At 64.5% G+C, this 22,637-nt stretch carries 21 protein-coding genes; 13 read left to right on the forward strand and 8 right to left on the reverse strand.

The window, feature by feature from the left end; genetic code table 11:
* Window positions 1-129 precede the first annotated feature (129 nt).
* Together F3H26_RS14310 and F3H26_RS14315 are read right to left on the reverse strand one after the other, a co-directional pair.
* Window positions 130-1,377, reverse strand: coding sequence for an MFS transporter (locus tag F3H26_RS14310; protein WP_149776698.1), 1,248 nt, complete (start codon window positions 1,375-1,377; stop codon window positions 130-132).
* Window positions 1,367-2,395: a lysylphosphatidylglycerol synthase domain-containing protein gene (locus tag F3H26_RS14315; RefSeq protein WP_188127785.1), complete on the reverse strand. Its 1,029-nt coding sequence runs from the start codon at window positions 2,393-2,395 to the stop codon at window positions 1,367-1,369. The genes F3H26_RS14310 and F3H26_RS14315 overlap by 11 nt, the downstream gene beginning before the upstream one ends.
* Before the next feature lie 677 nt (window positions 2,396-3,072).
* Here F3H26_RS14315 and F3H26_RS14320 point away from each other — a divergent pair.
* The 3 genes from F3H26_RS14320 (at window position 3,073) to F3H26_RS14330 (ending at window position 6,139) form a co-directional block, all read left to right on the forward strand.
* Window positions 3,073-3,516, forward strand: a complete 444-nt coding sequence (locus F3H26_RS14320) for a hypothetical protein (RefSeq protein WP_149776700.1) — start codon at window positions 3,073-3,075, stop codon at window positions 3,514-3,516.
* Window positions 3,517-3,837: 321 nt separating this feature from the next.
* Window positions 3,838-5,013 (forward strand): hypothetical protein, encoded by a 1,176-nt coding sequence (locus tag F3H26_RS14325; RefSeq protein WP_149776701.1) that lies wholly within the window; start codon window positions 3,838-3,840, stop codon window positions 5,011-5,013.
* Complete coding sequence (locus F3H26_RS14330) at window positions 4,913-6,139, forward strand: c-type cytochrome (protein WP_149776702.1); 1,227 nt, start codon at window positions 4,913-4,915, stop codon at window positions 6,137-6,139. Before F3H26_RS14325 ends, F3H26_RS14330 begins: the two co-directional genes overlap by 101 nt.
* Window positions 6,140-6,203: 64 nt before the next feature.
* Here F3H26_RS14330 and F3H26_RS14335 read toward each other — a convergent pair whose 3' ends face one another.
* The 3 genes from F3H26_RS14335 to F3H26_RS14345 all read right to left on the reverse strand — a co-directional run bounded on the left by F3H26_RS14335 (window position 6,204) and on the right by F3H26_RS14345 (window position 9,435).
* The gene (locus F3H26_RS14335) at window positions 6,204-6,596 is read right to left on the reverse strand and encodes a hypothetical protein (protein ID WP_149776703.1); all 393 of its coding nucleotides are present in this window, start codon (window positions 6,594-6,596) and stop codon (window positions 6,204-6,206) included.
* Window positions 6,597-6,614: 18 nt separating this feature from the next.
* Window positions 6,615-6,890 (reverse strand): hypothetical protein, encoded by a 276-nt coding sequence (locus tag F3H26_RS14340; protein ID WP_149776704.1) that lies wholly within the window; start codon window positions 6,888-6,890, stop codon window positions 6,615-6,617.
* Between the two features lie 286 nt (window positions 6,891-7,176).
* Complete coding sequence (locus F3H26_RS14345; RefSeq protein ID WP_149776705.1) at window positions 7,177-9,435, reverse strand: hypothetical protein; 2,259 nt, start codon at window positions 9,433-9,435, stop codon at window positions 7,177-7,179.
* 225 nt (window positions 9,436-9,660) lie between these two features.
* Between F3H26_RS14345 and F3H26_RS14350 the strand changes: the two genes are divergently transcribed.
* The 4 genes from F3H26_RS14350 (at window position 9,661) to F3H26_RS14365 (ending at window position 14,214) form a co-directional block, all read left to right on the forward strand.
* A complete protein-coding gene (locus F3H26_RS14350) occupies window positions 9,661-9,888 on the forward strand; it encodes a helix-turn-helix domain-containing protein (RefSeq protein ID WP_149776706.1) in 228 nt (75 codons plus the stop codon).
* Between the two features lie 30 nt (window positions 9,889-9,918).
* Complete coding sequence (locus F3H26_RS14355; RefSeq protein ID WP_149776707.1) at window positions 9,919-12,015, forward strand: site-specific integrase; 2,097 nt, start codon at window positions 9,919-9,921, stop codon at window positions 12,013-12,015.
* Window positions 12,012-13,340: a hypothetical protein gene (locus F3H26_RS14360; RefSeq protein WP_149776708.1), complete on the forward strand. Its 1,329-nt coding sequence runs from the start codon at window positions 12,012-12,014 to the stop codon at window positions 13,338-13,340. The genes F3H26_RS14355 and F3H26_RS14360 overlap by 4 nt, the downstream gene beginning before the upstream one ends.
* Before the next feature lie 241 nt (window positions 13,341-13,581).
* Window positions 13,582-14,214, forward strand: coding sequence for a 3'-5' exonuclease (locus tag F3H26_RS14365; protein ID WP_149776709.1), 633 nt, complete (start codon window positions 13,582-13,584; stop codon window positions 14,212-14,214).
* Window positions 14,215-14,332: 118 nt separating this feature from the next.
* Here the strand turns inward: F3H26_RS14365 and F3H26_RS14370 are convergent, their stop codons facing one another.
* The 3 genes from F3H26_RS14370 to F3H26_RS14380 form a co-directional block, all read right to left on the reverse strand.
* Complete coding sequence (locus F3H26_RS14370; RefSeq protein ID WP_149776710.1) at window positions 14,333-15,883, reverse strand: TRAP transporter large permease; 1,551 nt, start codon at window positions 15,881-15,883, stop codon at window positions 14,333-14,335.
* Window positions 15,883-16,377 carry a TRAP transporter small permease subunit gene (locus F3H26_RS14375; RefSeq protein WP_149776711.1) on the reverse strand — a complete coding sequence of 165 codons (495 nt, stop codon included), beginning with the start codon at window positions 16,375-16,377 and terminating at the stop codon, window positions 15,883-15,885. The genes F3H26_RS14370 and F3H26_RS14375 overlap by 1 nt, the downstream gene beginning before the upstream one ends.
* A gap of 69 nt (window positions 16,378-16,446) precedes the next feature.
* Complete coding sequence (locus F3H26_RS14380; RefSeq protein WP_149776712.1) at window positions 16,447-17,532, reverse strand: TRAP transporter substrate-binding protein; 1,086 nt, start codon at window positions 17,530-17,532, stop codon at window positions 16,447-16,449.
* A gap of 285 nt (window positions 17,533-17,817) precedes the next feature.
* Here F3H26_RS14380 and F3H26_RS14385 point away from each other — a divergent pair, with 285 nt between their 5' ends.
* The 6 genes from F3H26_RS14385 (at window position 17,818) to F3H26_RS14410 (ending at window position 22,629) form a co-directional block, all read left to right on the forward strand.
* The gene (locus tag F3H26_RS14385) at window positions 17,818-18,519 is read left to right on the forward strand and encodes a GntR family transcriptional regulator (RefSeq protein WP_149776713.1); all 702 of its coding nucleotides are present in this window, start codon (window positions 17,818-17,820) and stop codon (window positions 18,517-18,519) included.
* Between the two features lie 229 nt (window positions 18,520-18,748).
* Window positions 18,749-19,126 carry a hypothetical protein gene (locus tag F3H26_RS14390; protein ID WP_149776714.1) on the forward strand — a complete coding sequence of 126 codons (378 nt, stop codon included), beginning with the start codon at window positions 18,749-18,751 and terminating at the stop codon, window positions 19,124-19,126.
* An 84-nt stretch (window positions 19,127-19,210) separates the two neighbouring features.
* Window positions 19,211-19,627 carry a hypothetical protein gene (locus F3H26_RS14395; protein WP_149776715.1) on the forward strand — a complete coding sequence of 139 codons (417 nt, stop codon included), beginning with the start codon at window positions 19,211-19,213 and terminating at the stop codon, window positions 19,625-19,627.
* Between the two features lie 152 nt (window positions 19,628-19,779).
* The gene (locus F3H26_RS14400) at window positions 19,780-20,199 is read left to right on the forward strand and encodes a DUF2933 domain-containing protein (RefSeq protein WP_223162518.1); all 420 of its coding nucleotides are present in this window, start codon (window positions 19,780-19,782) and stop codon (window positions 20,197-20,199) included.
* 8 nt (window positions 20,200-20,207) lie between these two features.
* Window positions 20,208-20,414: a hypothetical protein gene (locus F3H26_RS14405; protein WP_085869400.1), complete on the forward strand. Its 207-nt coding sequence runs from the start codon at window positions 20,208-20,210 to the stop codon at window positions 20,412-20,414.
* Between the two features lie 88 nt (window positions 20,415-20,502).
* Window positions 20,503-22,629: a protein-disulfide reductase DsbD family protein gene (locus tag F3H26_RS14410; RefSeq protein WP_149776716.1), complete on the forward strand. Its 2,127-nt coding sequence runs from the start codon at window positions 20,503-20,505 to the stop codon at window positions 22,627-22,629.
* Window positions 22,630-22,637: the final 8 nt, after the last annotated feature.

Genomic DNA, 22,637 nt, shown 5'->3' on the forward strand with positions numbered 1-22,637 from the left:
GATGGCGAACTTTGCGGGTTGTGGTCTGTGTCTCAGCGCGGTCGAGCATCCCGTTCCCGCGTCAATCCGACATGTCATTTCAATCTACCGTAGATGGTCCTATCCGGTTGGACGGGGGAGGGTAGGGTTTTACTCGTGAGACAGCCGCAATCCGACCGCGACCTGCGCGAGCGCGGCCAGGATCGCGGCGACGAACACCGCCTCGATGGCGATCGCACCGGCCAGAACCCCGCCCAGAAGCGGCGCCAGTGCCGCCGGAGCCGCGAAGCTGTTGAACCAGGCGGAGTAGGCCGGGCGGCGCTCGTCGGGCGAGATCTCCATCAGGAAGCCGAGATAGCCGATCGTCACTCCGTTCATCATGGCGCCGATCAGGAAAAACAGACCCGCGTATCCCGCCAGACCCGCGCCCGTGGCCGAAAGCATCAGGACAAGGACCGGAGGCCCCATCCGCACCACCGCCACGACCTGCAACAGCCGCAGCTTGCCCATGTGGTCGCCGATGCGGCCCCAGACCGGGTTCGAGGCCAGCGCACCGAAGGTTTGCGCGGCCAGCATCGTGCCGACCTCTGCCGCCCCGAGACCCTGCCGGGCGGCCATCACCACGTAGAACGGCAGCGCCATCAGCGTCGCAGCCCCGAGCCACTGGAAGATCAGAAACAGCCGGAGCCGGCGGTCCTGCCGCAGCGTGATCAACCCGTCGCGCAGAAAGGCCGGCAGGTTGGACGGGCGGTCGCGCGGCGCGGTTGCCGCGGCGGGTGGTTCCCCGGCCGAGACGAAAAGGGTTGCCGAGACGATCATCAGCCCCGCACCAAGACCGAAGATCAGCGCATAAGCCGTGAGCGGCGGCATCACGTCCAGCGCGAGGCGCAGCAGGCCTGCCACCAGGACCGCCAGAACGCCGCCGCCGAAAAAGCGCCAGGCCAGCATCCGGCTGCGGCGCTCCGACGGGATCGCCCGGCCGACGATGTCATTGTAGGGCACCGCCACGACACCGCTGACAAAGGCATAGACCGTCCAAAGGCCGAGAAACCCGAACACCAGCGGAACCGGAGGCCAATCGACTTGCGGCCAGTCAGCCCCCCGCCAAAGCAGCAGACCGATCAACGCCACCGCGATCGCCCGGCCATAGGCGCCAAAGGCGTAGAACGGCATGCGCCGTTCCGTGCGGCCGGCGAGGTAGCCCACGAACAGCTGCGGCAACAGCCAGCCCAGCCGCAGAACCGCGCTGGCATAGCCGACCGCCAGCGCGCTGCCGGTCAGCATGTGCACCAGGCTCGCCACCACCGTCGCGCTGTCCACCGCGGCCGATCCGCCCTGAAATGCCGCCCCGGCCCCGGCGATGCGCCAGAACCTCGTTTCTTCGGAACTACGCGCCACCCTTCGCGGCCTCCGCCTCCGCCCGGGCGCGGCGGATGTCGATGCCGCTCTGCCACAGCACCGTCAGGCCGATCCCGACCACCAGAAGGATCGTCAGCACGTAGTTGAACAGGATCATCAGAAGCGCCGTCTCGTCCGGCACCCCCAGCGCCTTGAGCGCGAACCCCGCCCCGAAGACAAAGCTCGCCGGGATGCGCACGAAGCGCCCGAGGACCATGGCGAACCCGGCAAACACCATCAGGAACAGATAGTCCCACGCGCTCAGAACAACGCCGACGGCAAGCCCGGCCCACAGGAAATGGGTCGTCGCCACCAGCTTGCCGATGATGGCCGCGGCGATGGCGGCGACGCGGCGGGCCCGCGCCCGCGGCCAGATGATCCCGGCGCCCAACGCGGCGCGCAGGCCCGCGCCATCGGCCCCCATGCGGGCCACCGCCCCGTCGAAGAGGCGGCAGAGCAGGGGGGTTTCGCTCAAGAGCGACGCGCGGAACCGGAACAGCAGCCAGAGCAGCCCCCCGAACAGCACGAGATTCAGCAGCCCCGCCAAGCTCAGCCCCAGCCGCAACTCGCCTTCGATCTGCGGGATCTGGCCGGCGGCGGCCACAACCCCGGCAAAAAGCGCGAAAACCACGCCGTCGAGGAACCGGGCGATGATTGTGGTCGCCAGCACGGTCGCCATGCTCAACTGGTCCAGCCGCGCGATCAGCCAGGCCCGGACCAGCGGGCTGATGCCCAGCGGGACAAGGACATTCGCGCCATACCCCGCCAGCAGCGCCCCGGTCAGCCGCAGCGTGCCCACCGGCTTTACTTCGAACAGGATCTGCCGCCACTTCCAGCCGCTCATCAGCTGTTCCAGCAGGATGGCTGCGGCAAGAACGGCGATCCAGAACGGGTTGGCCCCGCGCAGGCCCTGCAGAAACAACGCGAAATCGAGGCTGCCATAAAGCGCGAACACCAGGTAAAGCGCCAGGGCCGCGCCGAATACCGGCAGCACCCATCTTTTCAGGAAGGTCCGCATATGACGACCTCTCGCCTGTTCCGGTTCGGAAGTCTTACCCAATGTATCATGATGCGGTGTCAAGGTGCTTGTGAAGTAGGGCAGGCGGTTCGGTATCACTACATCCTTTCTGGGTGGGCCATGTTGGTGCACGTCTTTGCCGCCGCGATGGCGCGGTAGAGCGCCGAAGACATCCGGCCTTGGTTCAGCCAGTTCGATACCTCTACCCGATTCAGCCTGCGTTCGCTTGTCAAAACCCATCCCATGCCCACACTCTCTGCCTGTTCTCATTGGGGCAGGGTGTGGCACTTCTACTTTGCACGTGTAGGACATTTTAACTTTGCTGCTTCAGGTGAAGCGCCCGTAATAGAGATTATGTTACCTTTTGATCACGCGGTAAGGGCCTCTGGCCGAAGTTGCGCTCAGATGAGACAGCCGGGATCGGCATCTGTATGCGACGATACCGTGGTCTTGAGACCCTATCGGCACTCCGAGATGATGGAGTTCGCGACGGTCGTACCGCACCGCCACCACTCCAACCCGATACACCCCAGAACAACCAACCAAATTCACGCTGAATTCTTCCTCCTGCACATGTGTGCACGCACGCGCGCAGAAAGGTTTTCTCGTCGCCCTCGACGATACCACATTCCCTTCGCCAGCAGGCCAAGCCACCATTTCACAAGGACACACGCATCATGACCAAAGACATCAACGCGCTGATCAAGAAGATCAATGAAACCGCCAACACCCTCTACGAGCTCATTGGCGAGATTGATCCCGGCACGATCCCCGCCCTGGAGAGGCACCTTCAGGACGCAAGCGATGCGGCTGACAAGATCAGCTACGACACCTTCACCTATCTCGCTCTGGTCGCGGAATACGGAGATGACCAGATCGACGCCGTCTTTCAGGCGAAAACCGACCTGGACATTCACGAAATCCATGAGGAACTGCAGAACTCGATGACCCACGACGACATCGACCAGTTCGTATGGGAAAGCCTCAAATCGGCTCAGGAAGACGGAACCCAGGACTGTGAGGACCCCAAGTTCGACATGGCGCGGTTTCGCGACGAACTGCTGGCCTCATCCCGATTGGTCACCACCAAGACCGGCGCGATCGTTGGGCTCTGCGCCTGACGCGGCTGTGCACGCACATACCCCGAAAAGGAACCCCGCGGCGGCCAGTCGCAACTTTTGACAGGCTGCTGAACCGCGGGCGCTGTTTCGGCAAGAGATGGCGCCCCACAAGGCATGACCCGCCTGCAGGTGTTTTGCTCGGCCGGGATATTCGGTCTTCTACCCACCCGAGCCCGGCCCAGTCGCGCCCGGCGCTTTTCAAAAATTTCTTTACACAACGCGACAACACTTTGTTTTTATTACCTATTACTTCATCCAAATCCGTTTCCGGATTTTCCAAAACGAACCGATCTCCCGCGCGTAACACGCAGGAGACCATTCGTGACCAATACCCGATCGACCGCTCGCACTCTCGACCAGTTCTACACTTCACCGACCGTTGCCCGTGACTGCATCGACTTCGCCAAGGCCCAGCTTTCTCGCCTGAATTTTGACACGCTGCTTGAGCCGTCGGCCGGCGCCGGGGCCTTCTCGGACCAGCTCGGCCCGGCCTGCCTCGCGCTCGACATTGACCCGCGCATGCCGGGCATCGTGCGGGCGGACTTTCTGAAATGGCCGCCGCCCGCCGATCCGGGCCGCACCTTGGTCATCGGCAACCCGCCATTCGGTCGGGCCGCCCGCACCGCCGTCAGGTTTTTCAACAAGGCGGCGGAATTCGCCGATGTCATCGCCTTCATCGTGCCGTTGAGTTTCCGCAAGGACAGCGTCCAGCGGCAGCTTGATCGCCGGTTCCATCTGCTCGCCGAACTTGAACTGCCGGATCAGTCCTTCATCTTCGAGGGCGCGCCCTATTCGGTGCCCTGCTGCTTTCAGATTTGGGAGCGTCGTCCAGAGCCCCGACTGCCGAGGCCCAAGACGACCACGCATGCCGATTTCACCTTCTGCAAGCGGGACGAGGCGGATTTCGCCGTGCAACGGGTCGGCGCCAATGCTGGCCGCATCAAGCCCGTAGACAAGGCCGGCAGCGCGAACTCGCATTACTTCTTGCGCGCCACAGGTGATGCCACTCTGCTGCGGTTGCGATTTGAGAAGATCGACTTTGACATGGTCCGCAACCACTGCGCCGGCTGCCCGTCGATCTCGAAGGCCGAGGTGGTCGATCTCTATTGCCAGATCCTTGCAGATGAGGAAGCTTTTCCGCCTGATCCCCTCCTATTGCAGGCGCGCAGTCGTCACCCGGTCGAGACGAAGACCACAGCGGCGGCCGTGCCGCTCTGCCCCGGAAACCGACGGGGGCATCCGGAACTGGCCCGGCATGTCGGCCCGCTGGATATCGACCGGGCCTCAGATGCCTTATGGCCGTTACCAATTGATACAGAAAACGTGTTGAAGCCGGCTGCGGCGGGTGGCACTCGGGCAGGCAAACACGCGCGGTCTATCGCAAGGAAGGCAGATCATGATTGGCAAATCCGGAACGGCCCTGGCGGCCTTGATGCTGTTGGCAGCAACGGTCACCGGCAGGGCGGAAGCGCAAGAGCAGACAAGCGCGCCGCTTGACCGCGTGCAATCCGTGTTCAGTCTGGCGGTCGACCCGGCCGGCGACGGCGCCCTGTTGCTGGGCACGGGCTACGGCCTGCTGCGCGCCACGCCCGACGGCATGGCCCAGGTCATCACGCCCCCTCGCGCCGCCATCACCGGCATCGCCACCGACCCGAATGACCCCGCTCGTCTGCTCCTGAACGGTATCGACGCGACCGGGGCTGCGGCAGGGCTGCTGATCTTCGATCAGAAGACGGCACGCTGGACCGCCACCCCCGGCACGCAGGGCGAGAACGGGAGCAAGCTGACCTCGCTCTCGATCAGCCGGCTGGACGGTGAGCGAATGGCGGGGATCGACAAGACGATCCAGCTGAGCACGGATGGCGGCCTCAGCTGGGAACCGCTTGCCACCGCGCCCGAGGAAACCCTCGCCGTGGCGCTGTCCGGCACCAGCCCGTCGCGGATCTTTGCCGCCACCGTGGGTGGGCTGATGGTCAGCGAAGACAATGGCCAGAGCTGGCAGCAAAGCTATCCCGGCGACGCCCCTGCAACCGTCGTCACCAGCCTGTCGGGCGGGCGCGTCGCGGCGTACATCTATCGCACGGGCCTCGTCATGGCCGATGAGGAAACGCTTGACTGGCAGGTGGTCGGCAGCGGCTTCCAGGACCGTTACCTGCGGGCCCTGGTCGAGGACCCCTCCTCGCCCGAAACGCTCTATGCCGTGGCCGATACCGGGGCTATCCTGCTCAGCCGCGACGGCGGGGCAACCTGGATCAGCTTCGAAGGCAGCGATCTGGCCACGCCGGACCGGATCGCCGCGGGCAAGGTGCTGTATGATGACAACTGCGCCTCGTGCCACGGCGCTGGCGGCATCGGCGAGGCCCCCGACGACCCCGAGGCCCGCGACGAGTTCGGCTTCAAGGCGCCCGCGCTCAACGACGCGATGCACGCCTGGCACCATTCGGATGCCGGCCTGCGCGCCACGATCCACGAAGGCTCGCCCCGCAACGAGCGCATGGCCGCCTGGCAGGAGGTGCTGAGCGACGAGGAGATCGATTCGATCCTTGCCTATGTCAAAAGCACCTGGAGCATACGCAGCCTGGCCTGCCAGGGCGCTCGGCACATGGCCTGCTTGGGGCAATAGACCTGCACCGGGCGGCCTGAAGCAGACTTTGATCTGTGATCTGTCCCCGCGTGCGCGGGGCGGATCAGTATCGTTGCGCCGGTTTTTGCGCGCAATAGCTGTCGGGCCGCTTCTGCGCCGCTTCAATTTTTTCCTGGGCAAACTCCCAGGCCAGACGGGATTTCATCCGCCACACCCGGTCTTCGTGCGTCTCGGTCTTGCGGCGGTTTTGCTCTGCGTGGAAACGTGCAAGGCAGGCCCGAATATTCGGTGCGTTTGGCTTCACCTTCATGCGCGCTTCGATTTCTCTGATCGCCTCGGCCAGTTCCGTGGCTGTCATCAGGTGGGCCGATCCTGCCCGGCAAGCCGGGCGATACCGGAGAGGCAGCAGATCCCGGACATCGCCGAGATCTGACAGATTCGGGTGTTGGATCGAGCGCGAAGCGCTGTGGCCATTGGCATCGGAGGCACGCGTCACGACATTTCCCCCCATCGCTCAGGCAAGACCCGGCGCTTGAGCTTCAATAAATGCGTTCTTCAGCAGCCCCTGGACCGCGTCGAGGTGCTCGGCCACGAAACCCATCGCGCAATCGCCGGTGTCCTTCCAGGTCGCATTCTCGACCTGGACAGATACCGGGCCCGGAACCAATTCGGCCTCCACCGCAAGGAGTTTGTCTGCGCCATCGATGCACGCCTTCAAATCGGCCCGGATGTAGCCGCCATCGGCAATGTGGCCATTGACCAGTGTGAGGTTCGAGGTGTTGTTCGCCATGGTAGTTTTCCTTGTTTTGGCTTCTTCGTCACTTGAGGAAGCATGTTGAGTTTGCATTCGGGCAGATCGCCCTGTTCAGCAGCTGACCGGAGCGCCTTGCTGCTTCAGGAAGGAGATGGGTTCGTTTTCTCAGGGCAAAAAACTTTTTTTGCGCAGGACGGAATTTTTTTTGCCCGCCAGTTCACGCCGGGAATAGAAACAAAAAGGGGCCATTCAACATGCCGAAATACCCATTCAAACGATATTCCGCCGCCCCCGCTGATGACCAAGCCGCCCGACAACGCACCTACCCAGAACTTTTCGCACCCCTCGCAGAAACCCCGACCTTTTCCCCACCGCAATCCGCCCAGTTGCAATGGTCGAGCGGTCCCCAGAGCGACTCTGCCGCTTTTTCCGGCGATTTTCCGTTCGTCAGCAGAACCGCGGTTTCCCACCTCGCGTACCGCACGGCCCGCTTGATCCTGATGCAGGCCACTCGTGCAGCCGCCTCGTTCCAGGAAGAAACCGCGGTTCCCGCTTCAGACACTGTTGTCTTTCGCTTCAGGTAAGTCCGTGCCGCCTCGACACTGGAAAAGATCGCCGGGGCCGCCTCGGCAAGGCCAGTAGGCGACAGGCGGATACCGCCTTGCGCCAACAGGCCATCGGCGATCGCCGCGTCAAGGCGGTTCGGCGACAGGTCCTGCCATGACACAAGGGCATCGACCGGAATGCCGGGGATCGGGATGTTGCAGCCGATGAGCACCCGCTTGGGGTAGGATGACCGCGCCAGGCGCAGCCGCTCAATCAGTTGCCGGGTCGCCAGTTCGCGGCTCTGCAGCTGCAGCCGACGGATGCGGCGGTCGGGGTGGCAGGGCACCAGCACCGCTTTTGCGCTCCCGTCGGTCATTTCATAAGGAACGACCGCCTCGGGCATCCGGATGTTTCCGGCAGCGTCCGGGGCAAGCAGGTCCAGAGGCTCGCCCGGCGTATCACCCCAGAGCGCCCGCGCCTGGTCTTCCAAAGCGCAAACCGGCAGTTCCTCGCGGCCAATCACGATGACGCTCGAACAATCCTTGTATTTGTTCGAGCCAAGAGCGCGGCCACCGAACCACAGCCAGTGGGCCCCGTGCAGCTTGGTTTCGAGCATGTAAGCCGAAACTTCCTCCTCGGACATGCCGTCAAAGCGATGCCCGGCATCCTCGAAGAAGGCGCGCACGACCTTGCGCGTCGCGCCGACCAGCACCCCGCCGTTGCGGTCCAGGCGGTCGGTCAGCACCTCGCGCGCGATGATCTGCCGCCAGGTCTCGCGCAGACCGGGCTGGCTCAGCAGGCTGCCGTTGGTCATCCGGCGGTCGTGAAGCTGCGTCACGATGGCGTTCGGGCGCAGCGTGACATCGTGGCTGCCGCGAATATCACATTCGAGCGCCGACAGGATCTCGGGATCAGCATCGGCGTCGAGCACCAGCATCGGCTGCTGATGACGCAGCGGTTTCCGCCTGAGCACCCGGATAAGATGCTTGTCGCCATCCGTAACCAGGCGCAGCCGTTCGGTTGCGTCCAGACCGGCCTCCTTTGCGTCAGCCAGCACCTGCCAGATCGCGGCAAAGCCGGAAACCTGACGGTGGTGGGCTTCTGCCCGCCTCAACAGCTTGTCCTGCAGCACGCCGCTCTGGTCCGGTGCCAATGAAGCGCCCGGGGCCTTGCCCTGCCATTCAAGGGCAGCAAATGCCGCAAAGTCCGCATGGGAAAACGGCAAACCCAGAGGCGAGTTGCCCGCGATCAGCGCCGCCGCGACCTGCTGCGCGGCGTCCAGAAGGTCGGCGTGATCGCCTGCCGTCTTGACCGGAAAGAACGTACGGGGTGCCGTGAAAGCGACAACGGGAACATTCCCGATCGAAAGGAACTGCTGCCAGAAGGTCTCGTCGACGATCCGCAAGTCACATTTCTCCACCGGGTCGGGCAGGGAAAGATAGCTGTTGGCGAGGAAATTGTGCGTCGCGCCGGCTCGGAACTGCGCGAGATAGGCGCATCGGTCAAAATGCGGGCAGCGCTTTTCCTCCCCGTCCTCCTCGACACGCCGGCAGAAACTGTCCCGCACCGCGATGCCCAGACGGCTGGCCCGCTCGACCAGATCGGCCTTGGCGCACATGGTGCCTGCCCCGTCCGGGTGCGGTGCCGAGCGACCGCGGATTGCCTGCGCCTTCAGGCCAAGGTCGAGGGCCTCCGCCGCAGCCTCCTCGGCCAGCGCGAGTGTCGGCAGGTGGAAGGACACGCGGCAGTCCTCGCCGCGCCCTGCCTTTTCGGCCAGCAACAGCCGTGCCAGCCGGCTCTTGCCGGCGCCGGGACTGGCGCGACACACCACGGTGGCGACGCCGGGACGCTCCTCGCCGGACAGGGCGAGAATGGCGGCGGCCTCCTCCAGCGCCTCGCGCAATTGGGCGTCGGCCTGCCCCAGCGGCGTGAAGCGCGTCTGCAGCACCGGACCGTCACAGTCAAACGCCCCCTGCCCCGTGAACCGTCCGGTTTTGTCCCGCAGCGCTTCGGTCTTGGTGGAAATCATGGTCATCGCCAGTCGTCCTTTTGTTGCAACTGGCGAGGAACTCGGTTCGCATCGGAAAACCCGGAAACACCGGTTTGATCCGGAAGTTTTGGGGCGGACCGGAAATAGGATCCTGTTACCGGCGTGACCCATTTTTCACGGCCACCGCCCAGGCATCAGCTTTTTTGTCCCGGAAATTTCCGCACGGCACCGCCGGGGACCATTTCCCCCGCAAACACCGGGAGGAAGCCAATGAAAACACCGAAATACTATTCAACGAACGAGGTTGCAGCGATCTTCAAGCGCGATCCGCACACGATCCGCGACTGGATCAACCACGGCTGCCCGACGCCTCACGGGCCAGTCAAGCTGCAGGCCGTAAAACTGGGGAAGTCATGGACGATCAAAGATGAGTGGCTTGCGGTCTTCGAGCTGCGAGTCCGGCCTGAGGCAGGAAGGCCGGATCTCGACCTCGAGTAGCCGGTCGCCCACCAACCAAGAGGCGTATCCATGACCCTTGCTGAAGAATTGCAGGACTATCTCGACACCAGCGGCGAGTCGCGACGCACGTTGTCCTTGCGCGCGGGGCTAAATCCCAAGGCCGTCTCGGACATTCTCAACATCCCCGGACTCAAACCCCGTCATTCCACGCTGGTAGCTCTGTCGGAGGCAACGGGGCGCGATTTTCTGAGCTTGGGCGGTGAGGCGCAGAGAACCTATGCGGATCTCATCTCAGAGGCGCAATCTGTTGGAAACAAAACCTTGGCCTCACGTCTGACATGGCTGTGCCGCAATGCCGGTTGGGTGCCCGAGCTAAAAGCGGTCTGCAAACAAGAGGTCATCGATTTCTTTGACCACCATACCCCGGCCAGCTTTGGCCTGACCAAGGGAAGCATGGCCACCTATCGCTCGATGCTCCTCAAAGCAGCGGGCACTGGACAGTCGCGCCAGCGCAAACAACGGATCGACGACATCGGGGGGATCTACAAAGACGTGCACGTCGCGATCCGGAACAGTGACCTGCCTGTCTCGACACGGCTGGCGTCAGGGTCGTTTCTTCTCTTTCTGCACGACCAAAACATTCAGCCAAGCGAAATTTCGACCGAAACACTGGCTGACTACTACCGGCACCGCACCGAGATTTCACCAAAGGGTGAGAAACAGTGCGAAAAGCATGTGCGCGAGATTGCAACCCTTCTGCGGAAACTGTCGATTCATCCAGATTTCTCACGCTTCGGCTTTGTCGCCGCGCCGCACCCGTTCGAAGACGGCCGCGACAAGTTCGGTGTCGATGATGCGCAGATTGCGCCGCTGCTGGCGGAGTTCGACGCCCGTGTCGCGCCCTGGGTCACGGGGCAGATGTCGCGGGACGGGCTGTCGCGTGCCGAATTCATCGCCTCGCTCGACGCAATGGAGCAGCCGGTTTCCGACAAGAAGGCCCGGTTGCGCAGCGCGAAGAAGGCGCGGGCTGCGAGAGCAGGGAAGCCCACCCACAAATCGTCATCCGCACTCATGACGGACAAAAGGTTTCTGGTGGGGCGGGATCGCTGGTCGGAGAAAACGTTGGCCCGCCGACGCGGCTACGTCATCTCGATGGCGAAGGCGATCGTCGCGGCGGCAGACGTCGTCCCGGAGACCATCGAGGAACTGACCGACCCGGAATTCCTCGAGATCGGCGCTGAAACCCTCGCCGACAGCAACAAGAGCGACTATCCCAGCGGTTACGTCGCAAGCGTTCTCAAGACCATGCGCAAGATCGCATCCGGGTTCCTGTGCCGCCCGCCGGAGGAGATGCAGGCGATTTCCGACCTGATCTCGCTGCACAAGCCGGGCTTCAATGGGATCTCCCCCCGGAACAAGGCGAAGCTGCAGCAGTTCACTGACGACCGCATCGTCCAGACGATCCAGCTGACCGGCACCATCGTCACGCAGGTCAACGACGAGATCGCCCGGCGGCGGCGGGTGCATCGCAAAAAGACTGGGAAACTCCCGGCAAAGGCCGACGTCATGGATGCAGAGCTGATCCGCGACGTGATGGCCGCGCTGGCGCATGACATCCTGATGACCCGGGCACCACGCAGCGACAACATTCTGCGTGCGCGGCTGGACTGGGTTTCCTGGCAGGGCGACCTCGCACGCCTCGCCATCCCTGCCGAGGAAGTGAAGATGCGCAGTTCAGGCGACGCCGACCTGCCGATCCCGCTGAGCGAAAGCACCAGCCGTCTGTTGCGGACCTATCTCGAGGTACTTCGGCCGAAACTGCTGATGCCGGATGACAGGCAGAACCCTTACCTGTTCCCATCCCAGGGCAAGGCCGCGCCCGGCGCGCACTACGGCGCGCTGCTCAAGCGCGTGACCCGGCTGTTGGCGCGGCATGTCGGCGTTGACATCCACCCGCATCTCTACCGCCACCTGATTGGGTGGATCTGGCTGAGGGACAATCCGGACCACCTGCCGAAAGTCCAGCGTCTGCTCGGCCACCGTAGCCTGCAAACGACGCTGGATTACTACGCCGAACTCGACGAGGGCCTCGTGCTCGATGCCTGGCAGGAACAGCTGAACGGAAAGACAACCGGCAGGACCAATTCGAACGGGAGAAAAACATGACGACCAATCTCCATCTTCGCCTGCTTGCCGATATCCGATCGGCAACAGCAGAAGACCCCGTTCCCGGTCGCGTCGAGCTTTCGGCCCATCTGGAACGCCGCATTGATCAGGTCGGCAACACGGCCCTGGCCGAGTTCACTCATGTTCAACGGGTGGCGTGCCAAAAGTGGGGCGCAGAACGCACCGCCCATTTCGGTCAGATCCTGCGCAGCCACCGCGTGGCGCCCAAGCCGCCGCGCAAGACGGTTTGGGCCCGCGCCGAAGAGGCGCTCCGCCACCTCCCTGCCCCGTGGCGGCAACCGATCGCCGACCACCTGGCCCTGTCGCGGCAGGGCAAGCGCGTCAAGGGCCGCACGCTCTGGAGCGCGGCCTACGCTCAAAGCGTCGTTTCCGCGCTGAAAACATGGGCGGGTTACTGCGCGGCCACAGGGGCTGATCTGACACCAACCGGTGCCGCGCTCGATGCCTTCGGCCATCACCTCATTGCCTGGGCGGGCCAAGAGAGACAGGTGACGACGCGATCGGTCGCTGACTACATGCAGCGCATTCTCAGCGGGATGGCACTGGTCCAACCCGACTTCGCCTCCGCAGCCTGCGACTTCGTCGCCGAGGACTGGCGCGAGCGGGCAAAGGCGTCAGCTCCAAGCACGAAAACCGGCGCGCAGCTGGTCGGCGCCTCGGCGATCTACGACCTCGGGTTCCGCCACATCGACGAGGCCCGCGCCCGGCCAATGCGCGGGCTGCACGCGGCGCGGCAGTTCCGCAACGGGCTCATCCTGGCACTGGGGACCGCCTTGCCCCAACGCGCGCGGGCGTTGTCGTGCCTCGCGTTCGACAGCACCCTCCTGCTGCTCGACGCTGAAACCCTCGGGGTTCGCATCCCGGCGTCGATGCTGAAACTGCCGGAGGACAGGAAACGGGGCGCGCCGTTCGAGCGCAGCTTCCGCAACGCTCCACTGGCCGCAGCCCTGTTGGACTACCGCCGGTCCTTCCGGCCGATCTTCGATGATGGCCTGGCGCTGTTCCCGTCGGTGCTGTCCCGACACACCGCGATCAGTGAGAAACAGATCGGCCGCCTGACCGGCGACATGACCGAAGCGGCCTTCGGCGTCCGCATCCCGATCCATCGCCTGCGCGACAATGTTGCGACGGAAGCCAGCGAAACGCTCAACGGAGGCGGCCGCGCCGCCACGGCTCTGCTCGGCCACAAGTCGCAGGCAACGACCGCGCGCCACTACGATCACTCCGAGGGAATCCATTCCGCGCAGGAGTTCGGCGACCTCCTGGCATCGCATCGGGACAGCACCGTTGAACTCGATCTATGACCAAGGCGGCGGCCTCGTCCACCACCGCGCAGCGCCGGGATTTCCGCATTTTCCGCACCGTGTTGAAAACGGGGGCCCATCATCCGCACGGGGTGATCGGAGACCGTTTTCAACAAATTCCGCCCTCCGCGGCAACTTCCGCAACACGCTTGTCGATCAAGAAACCGCCTTCAACATTCGGCGGCCGCGGCAGCCAGATTGAAGAATTCCTCGCACTGCCATCGCATGGTAGGGTGGCAACATGGACGAAACTGACCTTGACACCTTCACGCTCAAGATGGGCGAACCCGGCCCCAAGGAAGAAGAGTTCTTCGCCCGGCGCCGAGCTCTCGGGCTCGGCGTTGGCCTCGACGAAAACGGAAAGCTCGTTCATCAGAAAGGGCCTGTGTTCATCGACTTCGTAGCTTCAAGTCTCTCCGAGAACTCGTGGCCAGTCGAAGTTGGTGTCTCATGGCTTGAAGGTAATCGAGTGGAAACTCACAGCCGGCTGATTCAGCCACGCCCGGATTGGCCCGAAGAAGACTGGGATATCGAAGGCGCCAAGCTCCATCAAGTTCCCCGTTCCGACTTGAACAATGCCGCGCCTGCAGACGCTGTAAAAGAGTGGCTGACAAAAACCGTGGCGGGTCGGGCACTTGTATCAGATGCCCCATCCTTCGATCAAAGGTGGCTGAATCGGTTGCTCAACGCGACCGGCCCCAAAATCCTGGATTTCGATGAATTGGCCCGGGTCGCTTTCTCGGAAAATGGGGCGCTGAACCCCGGCCAGTTGCATCTTGTCTACAAGACTTTGGCCAGGCGAGACAGGTTGCATCGTGCGGGTGAGACCGCTGCAAACCTGTGCCGCGCATGGCAGGCAGGGTCGAGGCGGTGAGAGCGGATTTGCAGCATCGCGGCCAAATGATCGCTGTCACTGCATTGGTTTTCGCGCAAGCTGAAACAGCAGGAGCGCGAAAGTTCAGTTTCCTGGAACAGCGCCCGCCGGCACCTGCTCAGAACAGCGCCGCCGGCAGGGCGGTGGCCAGTTGCGGGACCAGCCACAGCAGAGCCATCCCCACCACCTGCAACCCGATGAAGGGCAGGACGCCGGCATAGATATGGCCCGTCGTCACTTCGTCGGGCGCGACGCCGCGCAGGTAGAACAGCGAAAAGCCGAAAGGCGGCGTCAGGAATGAGGTCTGCAGGTTTATGGCCAGCAGGATGCCCAGCCACAGGGGATCGTGGCCCATCAGGATCAGCACCGGCGCCACCAGCGGCAGCAGGATCACCGAGATCTCGACGAAATCCAGGAAACAGCCCAGCAGGAACACCAGCCCCATGCTGAACAGCAGCGCCCCGGTCGGCCCGCCCGGCATGGATTGCAGGATTTCGGCCACCCGCTCCTCGCCACCCAGCCCGATGAACACCAGCGAGAACATGCCCGCCGCAAGGATCGTGGCGAAGATCATCGAGGTCATCACCAGGGTCGAGCCGGCGGCGTCGTGGGGCACCTTGCGTCCCCAGGCCGAGCGCAGCGCGCTCAGCACCGCCAGCACGCCCAGGCCCGCCAGAAACACATAGGCACCGCCCGCCACAAGCTGCGCCGGCTCCAGGTCGCTGCGTTGCAGGCGCACCGGGTAAAGGCCGGACAGCACCGCCAGAAGCAGCAACGCGCCGGTGCCGGCAAGGATCAGACGGCGGTTTCCGCCGCTCTTCAGCCCGGCCATCAGCACCGCGCCCACCGCGCCGACCGCGGCGGCCTCGGTCGGGGTGGCGATGCCGCCCAGGATCGAGCCGAGAACCGCGAGGATCAGCAGCACCGGCGGCACGACGACGGACAGAACCTCTTGCGCCGAGGGCCGGGGCAGATCGGCGCGCACCGGCGGCATGTCATCGGGCCGCAGCACTCCGCGGATCACGATATAGACCAGGTACAGCACCACCAGCGCCAGGCCCGGCCCCATCGCGGCGGCAAAGAACTGCCCCACCGACAGCGCCTCGACCACGAACTTGCCCTGCTCGTATTGCGCCTGCTGAAAGGCGTTCGACATCACGTCGGCCAGGATGATCAGCAGGGTCGAGGGCGGGATGATCTGACCCAGCGTGCCGGCGGTGCAGACGATCCCGGCGCCCACGCGCGGATCGTAACCCGCCCGCAGCATCGACGGCAGCGCGATCAGCCCCATCGCCACCACGGTGGCGCCGACGATGCCGGTCGAGGCGGCCAGCAGTGCGCCCACCAGAACCACCGAGATGCCGAGACCGCCACGCAGCTTGCCAAACAGCCGCCCCATCGTGTCGAGCAGCGACTCGGCGATACCGCTCTTTTCCAGCACCGCGCCCATGAAGACGAACAGCGGAATGGCGATCAGCGTCTGGTTCGACAGAAGGCCAAACACCCTCTGCGCCATCGCCCCCAAAAGCGAGATGTCCATCACCCCGAGCGCCCAGCCCAGATAGGCAAAGAGGATCGCCACCCCGGCAATCGAAAAGGACACCGGAAAGCCCAGCAGGATGCCACCCAGAAGGGCCGCGAACATGATCAGGTCGAGATAATCCGCCATCACGCCCGTTCCCCCGTCAGCAGCTTTGCCAGTTGCGACAGCGATTGCAGCATCAGCGTAACGGCAAAGGCCGGGATCAGCGTCTTCATCAGGAACACCGCCTTGAGGCCGCCGACCGAGATCGGGCCTTCGAGAATTTTCCACGAGTTGGCCACAGACGGCCAGCTCCAGTAGAGCAGCGCCGCCATCGACGGCAGCAGCAGGAACAGGTGCCCGAACACGTCGATCCGCCAGCGGGCGGCCTCGGACAGCCGGGAATAGAAGATGTCCACGCGCACATGCTTGTCGATCTGCAGCGTATAGGCCGCGCCCAGCATGAACAGCGTGGCGTGCATGTAGAGCACCAGCTCCTGCACCGCGATCGAGTTGACGCCAAAGACATAGCGGCCCAGCACGATGCCGAACTGCACCAGCACCATCAACAGCGCCAGCCAGCGCACCACCCGGGCAATCAGGCGGTTGACCCCGTCAACCACGTCAACAAAGCGCCCCATCCTGTCCCAGCCTCCAGCCTCGCGCGGGTTGCCGGGCAGCGCGGGTCAGCCCGCGCCGCCCGTATCTGCTCAGTAGCCCATGACCGCGGCGCGCGCGTTCATTTGACCGTTGTCGGCATAGGTCATGTAACCGCCCACAAGGTCGCGATAGGCGACAAAGCTTTCCACGATGCGGCGCACCAGCTCGTCCTCGTCCTGGCGCAGCTCGTCGATCACCTCGGCGGCGGCCTTGCCCATGGCGGCGATCACCTCGTCGGGGAACTTCCGGACCTGCACGCCATCCTCGGCGACCAGCTTTTTCAGCGCCAGCGCGTGCTTGGTGGTGTATTCGGTCCAGACCGGGTTGTAGAGGCTCTCGCAGGCAAAGGCGACCGCCTGCTTCAGGTCGTCGGGCAGGTCGTTGTAGACGTTCATGTTGACGCCGCATTCCTCGGCCGAGGACGGCTCGCCCACGCCGGGCCAGTAATAGTTCTTGGCCACCTGCTGATACCCCAGCGCCGAATCCGTCCACGGGCCGATGAACTCGCCCGCGTCCAGCGCACCGGTCTGCAGCGCCTGGAACATCTGCGGCCCGCCCATGGCCTCGGCCGCCATGCCCATCTTGGAGGCCATTTCCGAGGCAAGCCCGGTGGTGCGGAACTTCAGCCCCTTCAGATCCTCGGGCGAGTTGATCTCGGTGCGGAACCAGCCGCCCCATTGCGGGCCCGAGTTGCCGCACAGGAACGGCTTGATGGCAAAGCGGCCATACATCTCGTCATAGAGCTCCTGGCCACCGCCATGCACCATCCAGCCGACCTGCTCGTCGGCGCGCAGGCCAAAGGGCTGCGACCCGAACAGCAGGATGCCCTTGGATTTCGAGCCCCAATAGGCCGGAACCGCGTGATACAGCTCGGCCGTGCCTTCGCTCACCGCGTCGAACACGCCGCGACCGGGGACCAGTTCGCCGGCGGCGAACAGCTTGACTTCGATCCGGCCGCCCGACAGCGCGGTGATCCGGTCGGCCAGCATCTGCGCGGCCACACCCGGCCCCGGCAGGTTCTTGGGCCACGCGGTGACCATCTTCCACTGGCGCTTGTCCTGCGCGATGGCCGGCGTGGCCAACGGCGCGGCAACGGCACCAACCGCCCCCGCCTTGAGAAACTTGCGTCTGTCCATGTCATTTCCTCCCGTTCTTGATCCGGATCCGCGAAAACCTTCCCGATGTTCCGGGCCGCGAAATCCTGCTGTGCCGGCACCAACGGTGGCACCCCCTGCCCCGCGAGATCCTTGCCGCCTCCGCGGTCGGGAGCCGGTGAAGAGAATCACCTGCCGCCTTGCTTTGTGCACCATTTTCGTGATTAAGTGCACACATATTTGCAAGTCAAGAAAGAACAGAGGCTGCGCCCGGTTTGACGCAGGCCTGATGCCGGGTTGAACAGACAGGATGAGGACCGCGCCGCGATGAACGCAGACAGCACGAAATCCTGGCAAGCGGTGCGGGCCGAGGTTCTGCGCCGGATCCGCGACCGCGAGTGGAAGCCCGGCGAGTTGGTTCCGCACGAGGCCGAGCTTGCGCGCGAACTGGGCTGTTCCCGCACCACCGTCAACCGCGCCCTGCGAGCGGTGGCCGAGGACGGCCTGATCGAGCGCCGCCGCCGCGCCGGCACCCGTGTCGCGCTGCACCCGGTGCGCAAGGCCCGGCTGGACATCCCGGTGATCCGCGTCGAGATCGAAAACCGCGGCCTGGCCTATTCCTACAGCCTGATCTCACAGGCCGAAGAGCTGCCCCCGCCCGCGGTGCGCGCCCGCTTGCAAAGCCCGCCTGACCACAAGATGCTGCACGTCCTCGGGCTCCACCTTGCCGACGGGTGTCCCTACGCGCTGGAGGATCGCTGGATCGACCCGGACGCGGTGCCCGAGGCGCGCGAGGCCGATTTCACCCAGATCAGCCCCAACGAATGGCTGGTGCTGACCGTGCCCTTTGGCGGCGGCGACATCGCCTTTTCAGCCGTCGAGGCCGGACCGGACGAGGCCGAGGCGCTGGACTGCGCCCCCGGCGCGGCCCTCTTCGTCACCGAACGCACCACCTGGCGCGGGTCCCGCATGCTGACCACCGTGCAGCTGCTCTTCGCCCCCAGATACCGGTTGCATACCAGGATCTGAAAGAGGTCAGGCAGAAAAGCCCAGGCCTCGGACCAATCGAACATTCAACAGAGCTTGCGGATGCAGCTCGTTTCTTCGGGATTTCGGAGTGAACCCCGAAGAAACGACCCGCCCCGCAATGAACCGAGAGAAGCAGCCTCTCAGAATAGTAACTCGCGCCAACGAAAGGAGTTTCAGTCGCCCTTGAAGCCGTCGGCACACCCGCCACGGCGCTGCAGAGGAGAACGACATGTTCGACCTTTATCATGACACGCTGAAGGAACTGCGTGAATTCATGTCTTCCCACAGCGAGGCGCTCCAGAATGCGTCCGTGCTTCTGGGAGGCCAGCCCGCGCTGCGCCAGACCCAGGCGCTTCTCGACGAAATCGTCTCGGCCCCTGGGCTGACGCGAAGCCTGAGACGCAGGATCGCCGCGCTCCACGATCTCTTTGCACTGAAGAACGTGCATGACCCCGAGACGCTCGAGGCGGCGTATTTCGCCGAAATCGACCCGGGCTCTCCGATCGTCGAGGAGCTTTGCCTGCTGAGCGAAGCCCTGAAGGACGCGATTTACCGGCAACAGGACATCGATCTGATCACCCTGATCGAAGCCGATCCCGCCGCATGAGCGCACACCGCCAGCCCCTCTCTCCTTTGGGACTGGCGTCTTGAGAGCCGGCGCGGTGTCGGCTCAGGAAAGAAGGAGACCCGAATGGACATCGATACCGAAAGGGAGATTCACCAGCTGACTCTGGACGCGATCGTGTCGGGGCGTCTGCTGGCCGAAGACTGGCTGGAAGGAAGCCTGGCCCCCACGGGCACCGCAAAAGCCCTCATCCTGGAAACCCTCCGCTCCCTCCGCGAGCGCGAGAGCCTGCCGCACGTGGACAGGGATCTGATCGAAGCGATGGGAGAGCAAATTCGCAACGCCCTGAACGAAATCCGCGACGGCAAAGGCGACGCGGCACTGTCGCGCGAAGTGGATCTGGTCTGGGAACAGAACCAGCAGGTCATCGAGTACGCGAATCTGGCCTGTCGCTGGCGAAGATTCAAAGAAGCCATGATCGCCCTGGATGACAGGCTGGCCGCAACCCGCATGGCCGGCCTTCTTCTGGCCAGCGTTGTGTGAAAGCCGCAAGAGATGTCGGGGCAGTTCGCGCTGTCCCGGCACATTCAAGCGCCCGAAGAACAGAATTTGAAGGGTGCGGAACAAGTGGGGCGCGGCCTTGCCGGCAGGTTGGGATCGTTGCCGCGTGTGGCCAGCGACGTCTCGGGCAACCTATGACGGTGTCCACGCCGACTCACCGATCCGTTGACGAAAAAGCATTTGACCTTCCATCGCTGGAAGGGGCTATGCCGCGCTTCGAACTGTCAGAGATGGAGCGAAACGTGACGAGTCATCAGCAAGCAGACACGGCAGGGAAACCCGCGCAGGACACCGGCGGAAAACTCATGAAATGGGGCATGATGGCCTGTTGCGTCGTCATGTTCGCCCCGATCGGCCTGTATTTCCTGGCCGGCGGCGGTGCAGGCGGCGTGTCCGAATCTCTGGGGCTGATCGCGCCGCTGCTTCTGTGCGTCGGGGCGCATGTCTTCATGCACAAGGCCATGGGCAAATCCTGCCACGCAACTGAAGAAAAGAAGGTGGAGGAGCGCCCCGAGGCAGAAGAGGCCATTCCGCCTGTGGCCGTGCGGCAGTAACTTTGCCAATGATCCTCAGGCGCGGGCGGCTGGTGGCGGCGGTCTCGGCCGCCGCGGTGCTGCTGTCGGCCTGTGCGCAAAGTAACCGAACCTGCCCGCTGCAACCCGAGGCCCCCTCCTTCACCCTGCCCGAGGGGTGCAATGTTCAGTGGGAAGGCCAGCAGGGCGGCGCCTATTTCACCTGCGATGATGGCCGGGTCGGGTTCGTTGGCTGATGGCCGCGATGTGACATTCCGGCCCGTTGACCCTCCAGCGCTGGAATCTGCCAATCACGGCGCACGCAACAAAAGGCAGCGAGTCGCCATGGGCAAGGCATTGGTAAAACTGGTTCTTGTGGTCTGGGTAACGGCCCTTGGCCTGCTTTTGACAGGGCAGGGTCAGGCCGCCACCTCTGCACCCCATGACTCCCTACCCGTGAACGCCCGCCTCGTCACCGCGCAGGACGGGGTCGAACCCGGGGCCGGAACCCTCACCGCAGGGTTGCACCTGAAGCTGGCCGAGGGCTGGAAAACCTATTGGAAATCACCCGGCGAGGTTGGGATCCCGCCCAAGGTCACGTGGGAGGGGTCGCAAAACATCCGCGACGTGCAGTTCCACTGGCCCGCGCCGATCCGCTTCCGCGCCTTCGGGATCGAGAATTTCGGCTACAAGGACGAGGTGGTCTTTCCCCTGACCATCACGCTCGAAAACCCCGGCGCGCCCGTGGATCTGAAGGCGGATGTCGCCGTCCTGGTCTGCTCGGACGTCTGTGTGCCGGTCGAGTTTCCCCTGTCGCTGTCTCTGCCGCAGGGATCGGGCCGGGATCAGGACTCGGCCCGACTGATCAATGCCTACATGTCGCGCGTGCCGGTCCCGGACAACAGCAACGGGATCGCATCGGAGTCCGCGTCGCTGGATGCCGAGGCCAAGACGCTGACGCTGAGTTTCACCAGCGACCTGCCCTTTGATGCGCCCGACGTGTTCCCCGACATGGGCCGCGATACCGCCTTCGGCGCGCCCGACATCCGGCTGGGCGAGGACGGAAGGCTGCTTTGGGTGCAGTTCCCCATCCTTGCCCTCGCGGACAGCCCCCCTGCCCTGTCGGTCACGGTGACGGACACCAACCGCGTGGCCGAGTTTGCCCCGCGTACCGACGCACGCCCTGCCCCGCCGCCCTACGAAATCGCGACCGCCGAGCCTTCGGCCGGCGCGATGGTCTGGATCCTGCTGCTGGCCGTCGGCGGAGGGCTGATCCTGAACGTCATGCCCTGCGTACTACCGGTGCTGTCGATCAAGCTGTCCTCGGCGGTCAAGGCGCATGACCGGTCGCCGGCGCAGATCCGTGCCGGATTTCTGGCCTCGGCGGCCGGGATCCTGGCCTTCATGTGGCTGCTGGCGGGCATCACCATCGCCGCCCGGTCGCTGGGCTATTCGATCGGCTGGGGCATCCAGTTCCAGAACCCGCTGTTCCTTGCGGTGATGATCGTGGTGCTGGCGGTCTTTGCGGCCAGCCTCGCGGGCCTGTTCGAGATCACGCTGCCGCAGGCGCTGAACACCCGGCTGGCCCATGTGGACGAGGGCCGCACGCCGCTGGCCGGGGATTTCCTGACCGGCGCCTTCTCGGCGGTTCTGGCAACGCCCTGCTCGGCCCCCTTCCTGGGCACCGCCGTCGCCTTTGCCCTGACCGGGCGGCCGGTGGACATCCTGGCGATCTTCACCGCCCTGGGGCTCGGGCTGGCCACTCCCTACCTGCTGGTCGCGGCGCATCCGAAACTCACCGCCGCGCTGCCCAAGCCGGGGCGCTGGATGGTGGGGCTCAAATGGGTCCTGTCGGCGGCACTGCTGGCCACGATCGGCTGGCTTGTCTGGGTTATGGCCGGTGTCGCCGGAGATGCCGCCGCAACCGCCACGGCCCTGGCCGCCGCGGTCCTGGTCCTGGTGATCTGGAGGGGCGCGGCGCTGCCGCCCGCCCTGCGCTGGTCCGCCATGGCGCTGCCGCTGGTCGCCGCCCTGGCGGCCCCTGTCGCGATTGCGGGCAAAGGCCGGACCGGCCCGACCGAACCGGCCGGAGAGATCCCCTGGGTGACCTTCAGCCGCCCGGAAATCGCCCGGCTCGTGTCGCGCGGCGAGGTGGTGTTCGTCGACGTCACCGCCGATTGGTGCCTGACCTGCAAGGCCAACAAGGCGCTGGTGCTGGAGCGCGGCGAGGTGCTGGCCGCGCTGCAATCCGGCGAGGCCGTCCCCATGCAGGCCGACTGGACCCGCCCCGACGACGCTATCGCGCAGTTCCTCGAGGACAACGACCGGTTCGGCATCCCCTTCAACATCGTCTATGGCCCGTCGGCCCCCGAAGGCATCGCCCTGCCCGAGATCCTGTCGACCGCGGCCGTGCTGGAGGCGCTGGACAAGGCCGCGCCGGATGGCGGCACACCGCTGGCAAGCGGATCGTGACGCGCGCG

The organism is Ruegeria intermedia, assembly GCF_900129345.1.
Lineage (GTDB): Bacteria > Pseudomonadota > Alphaproteobacteria > Rhodobacterales > Rhodobacteraceae > Ruegeria > Ruegeria intermedia.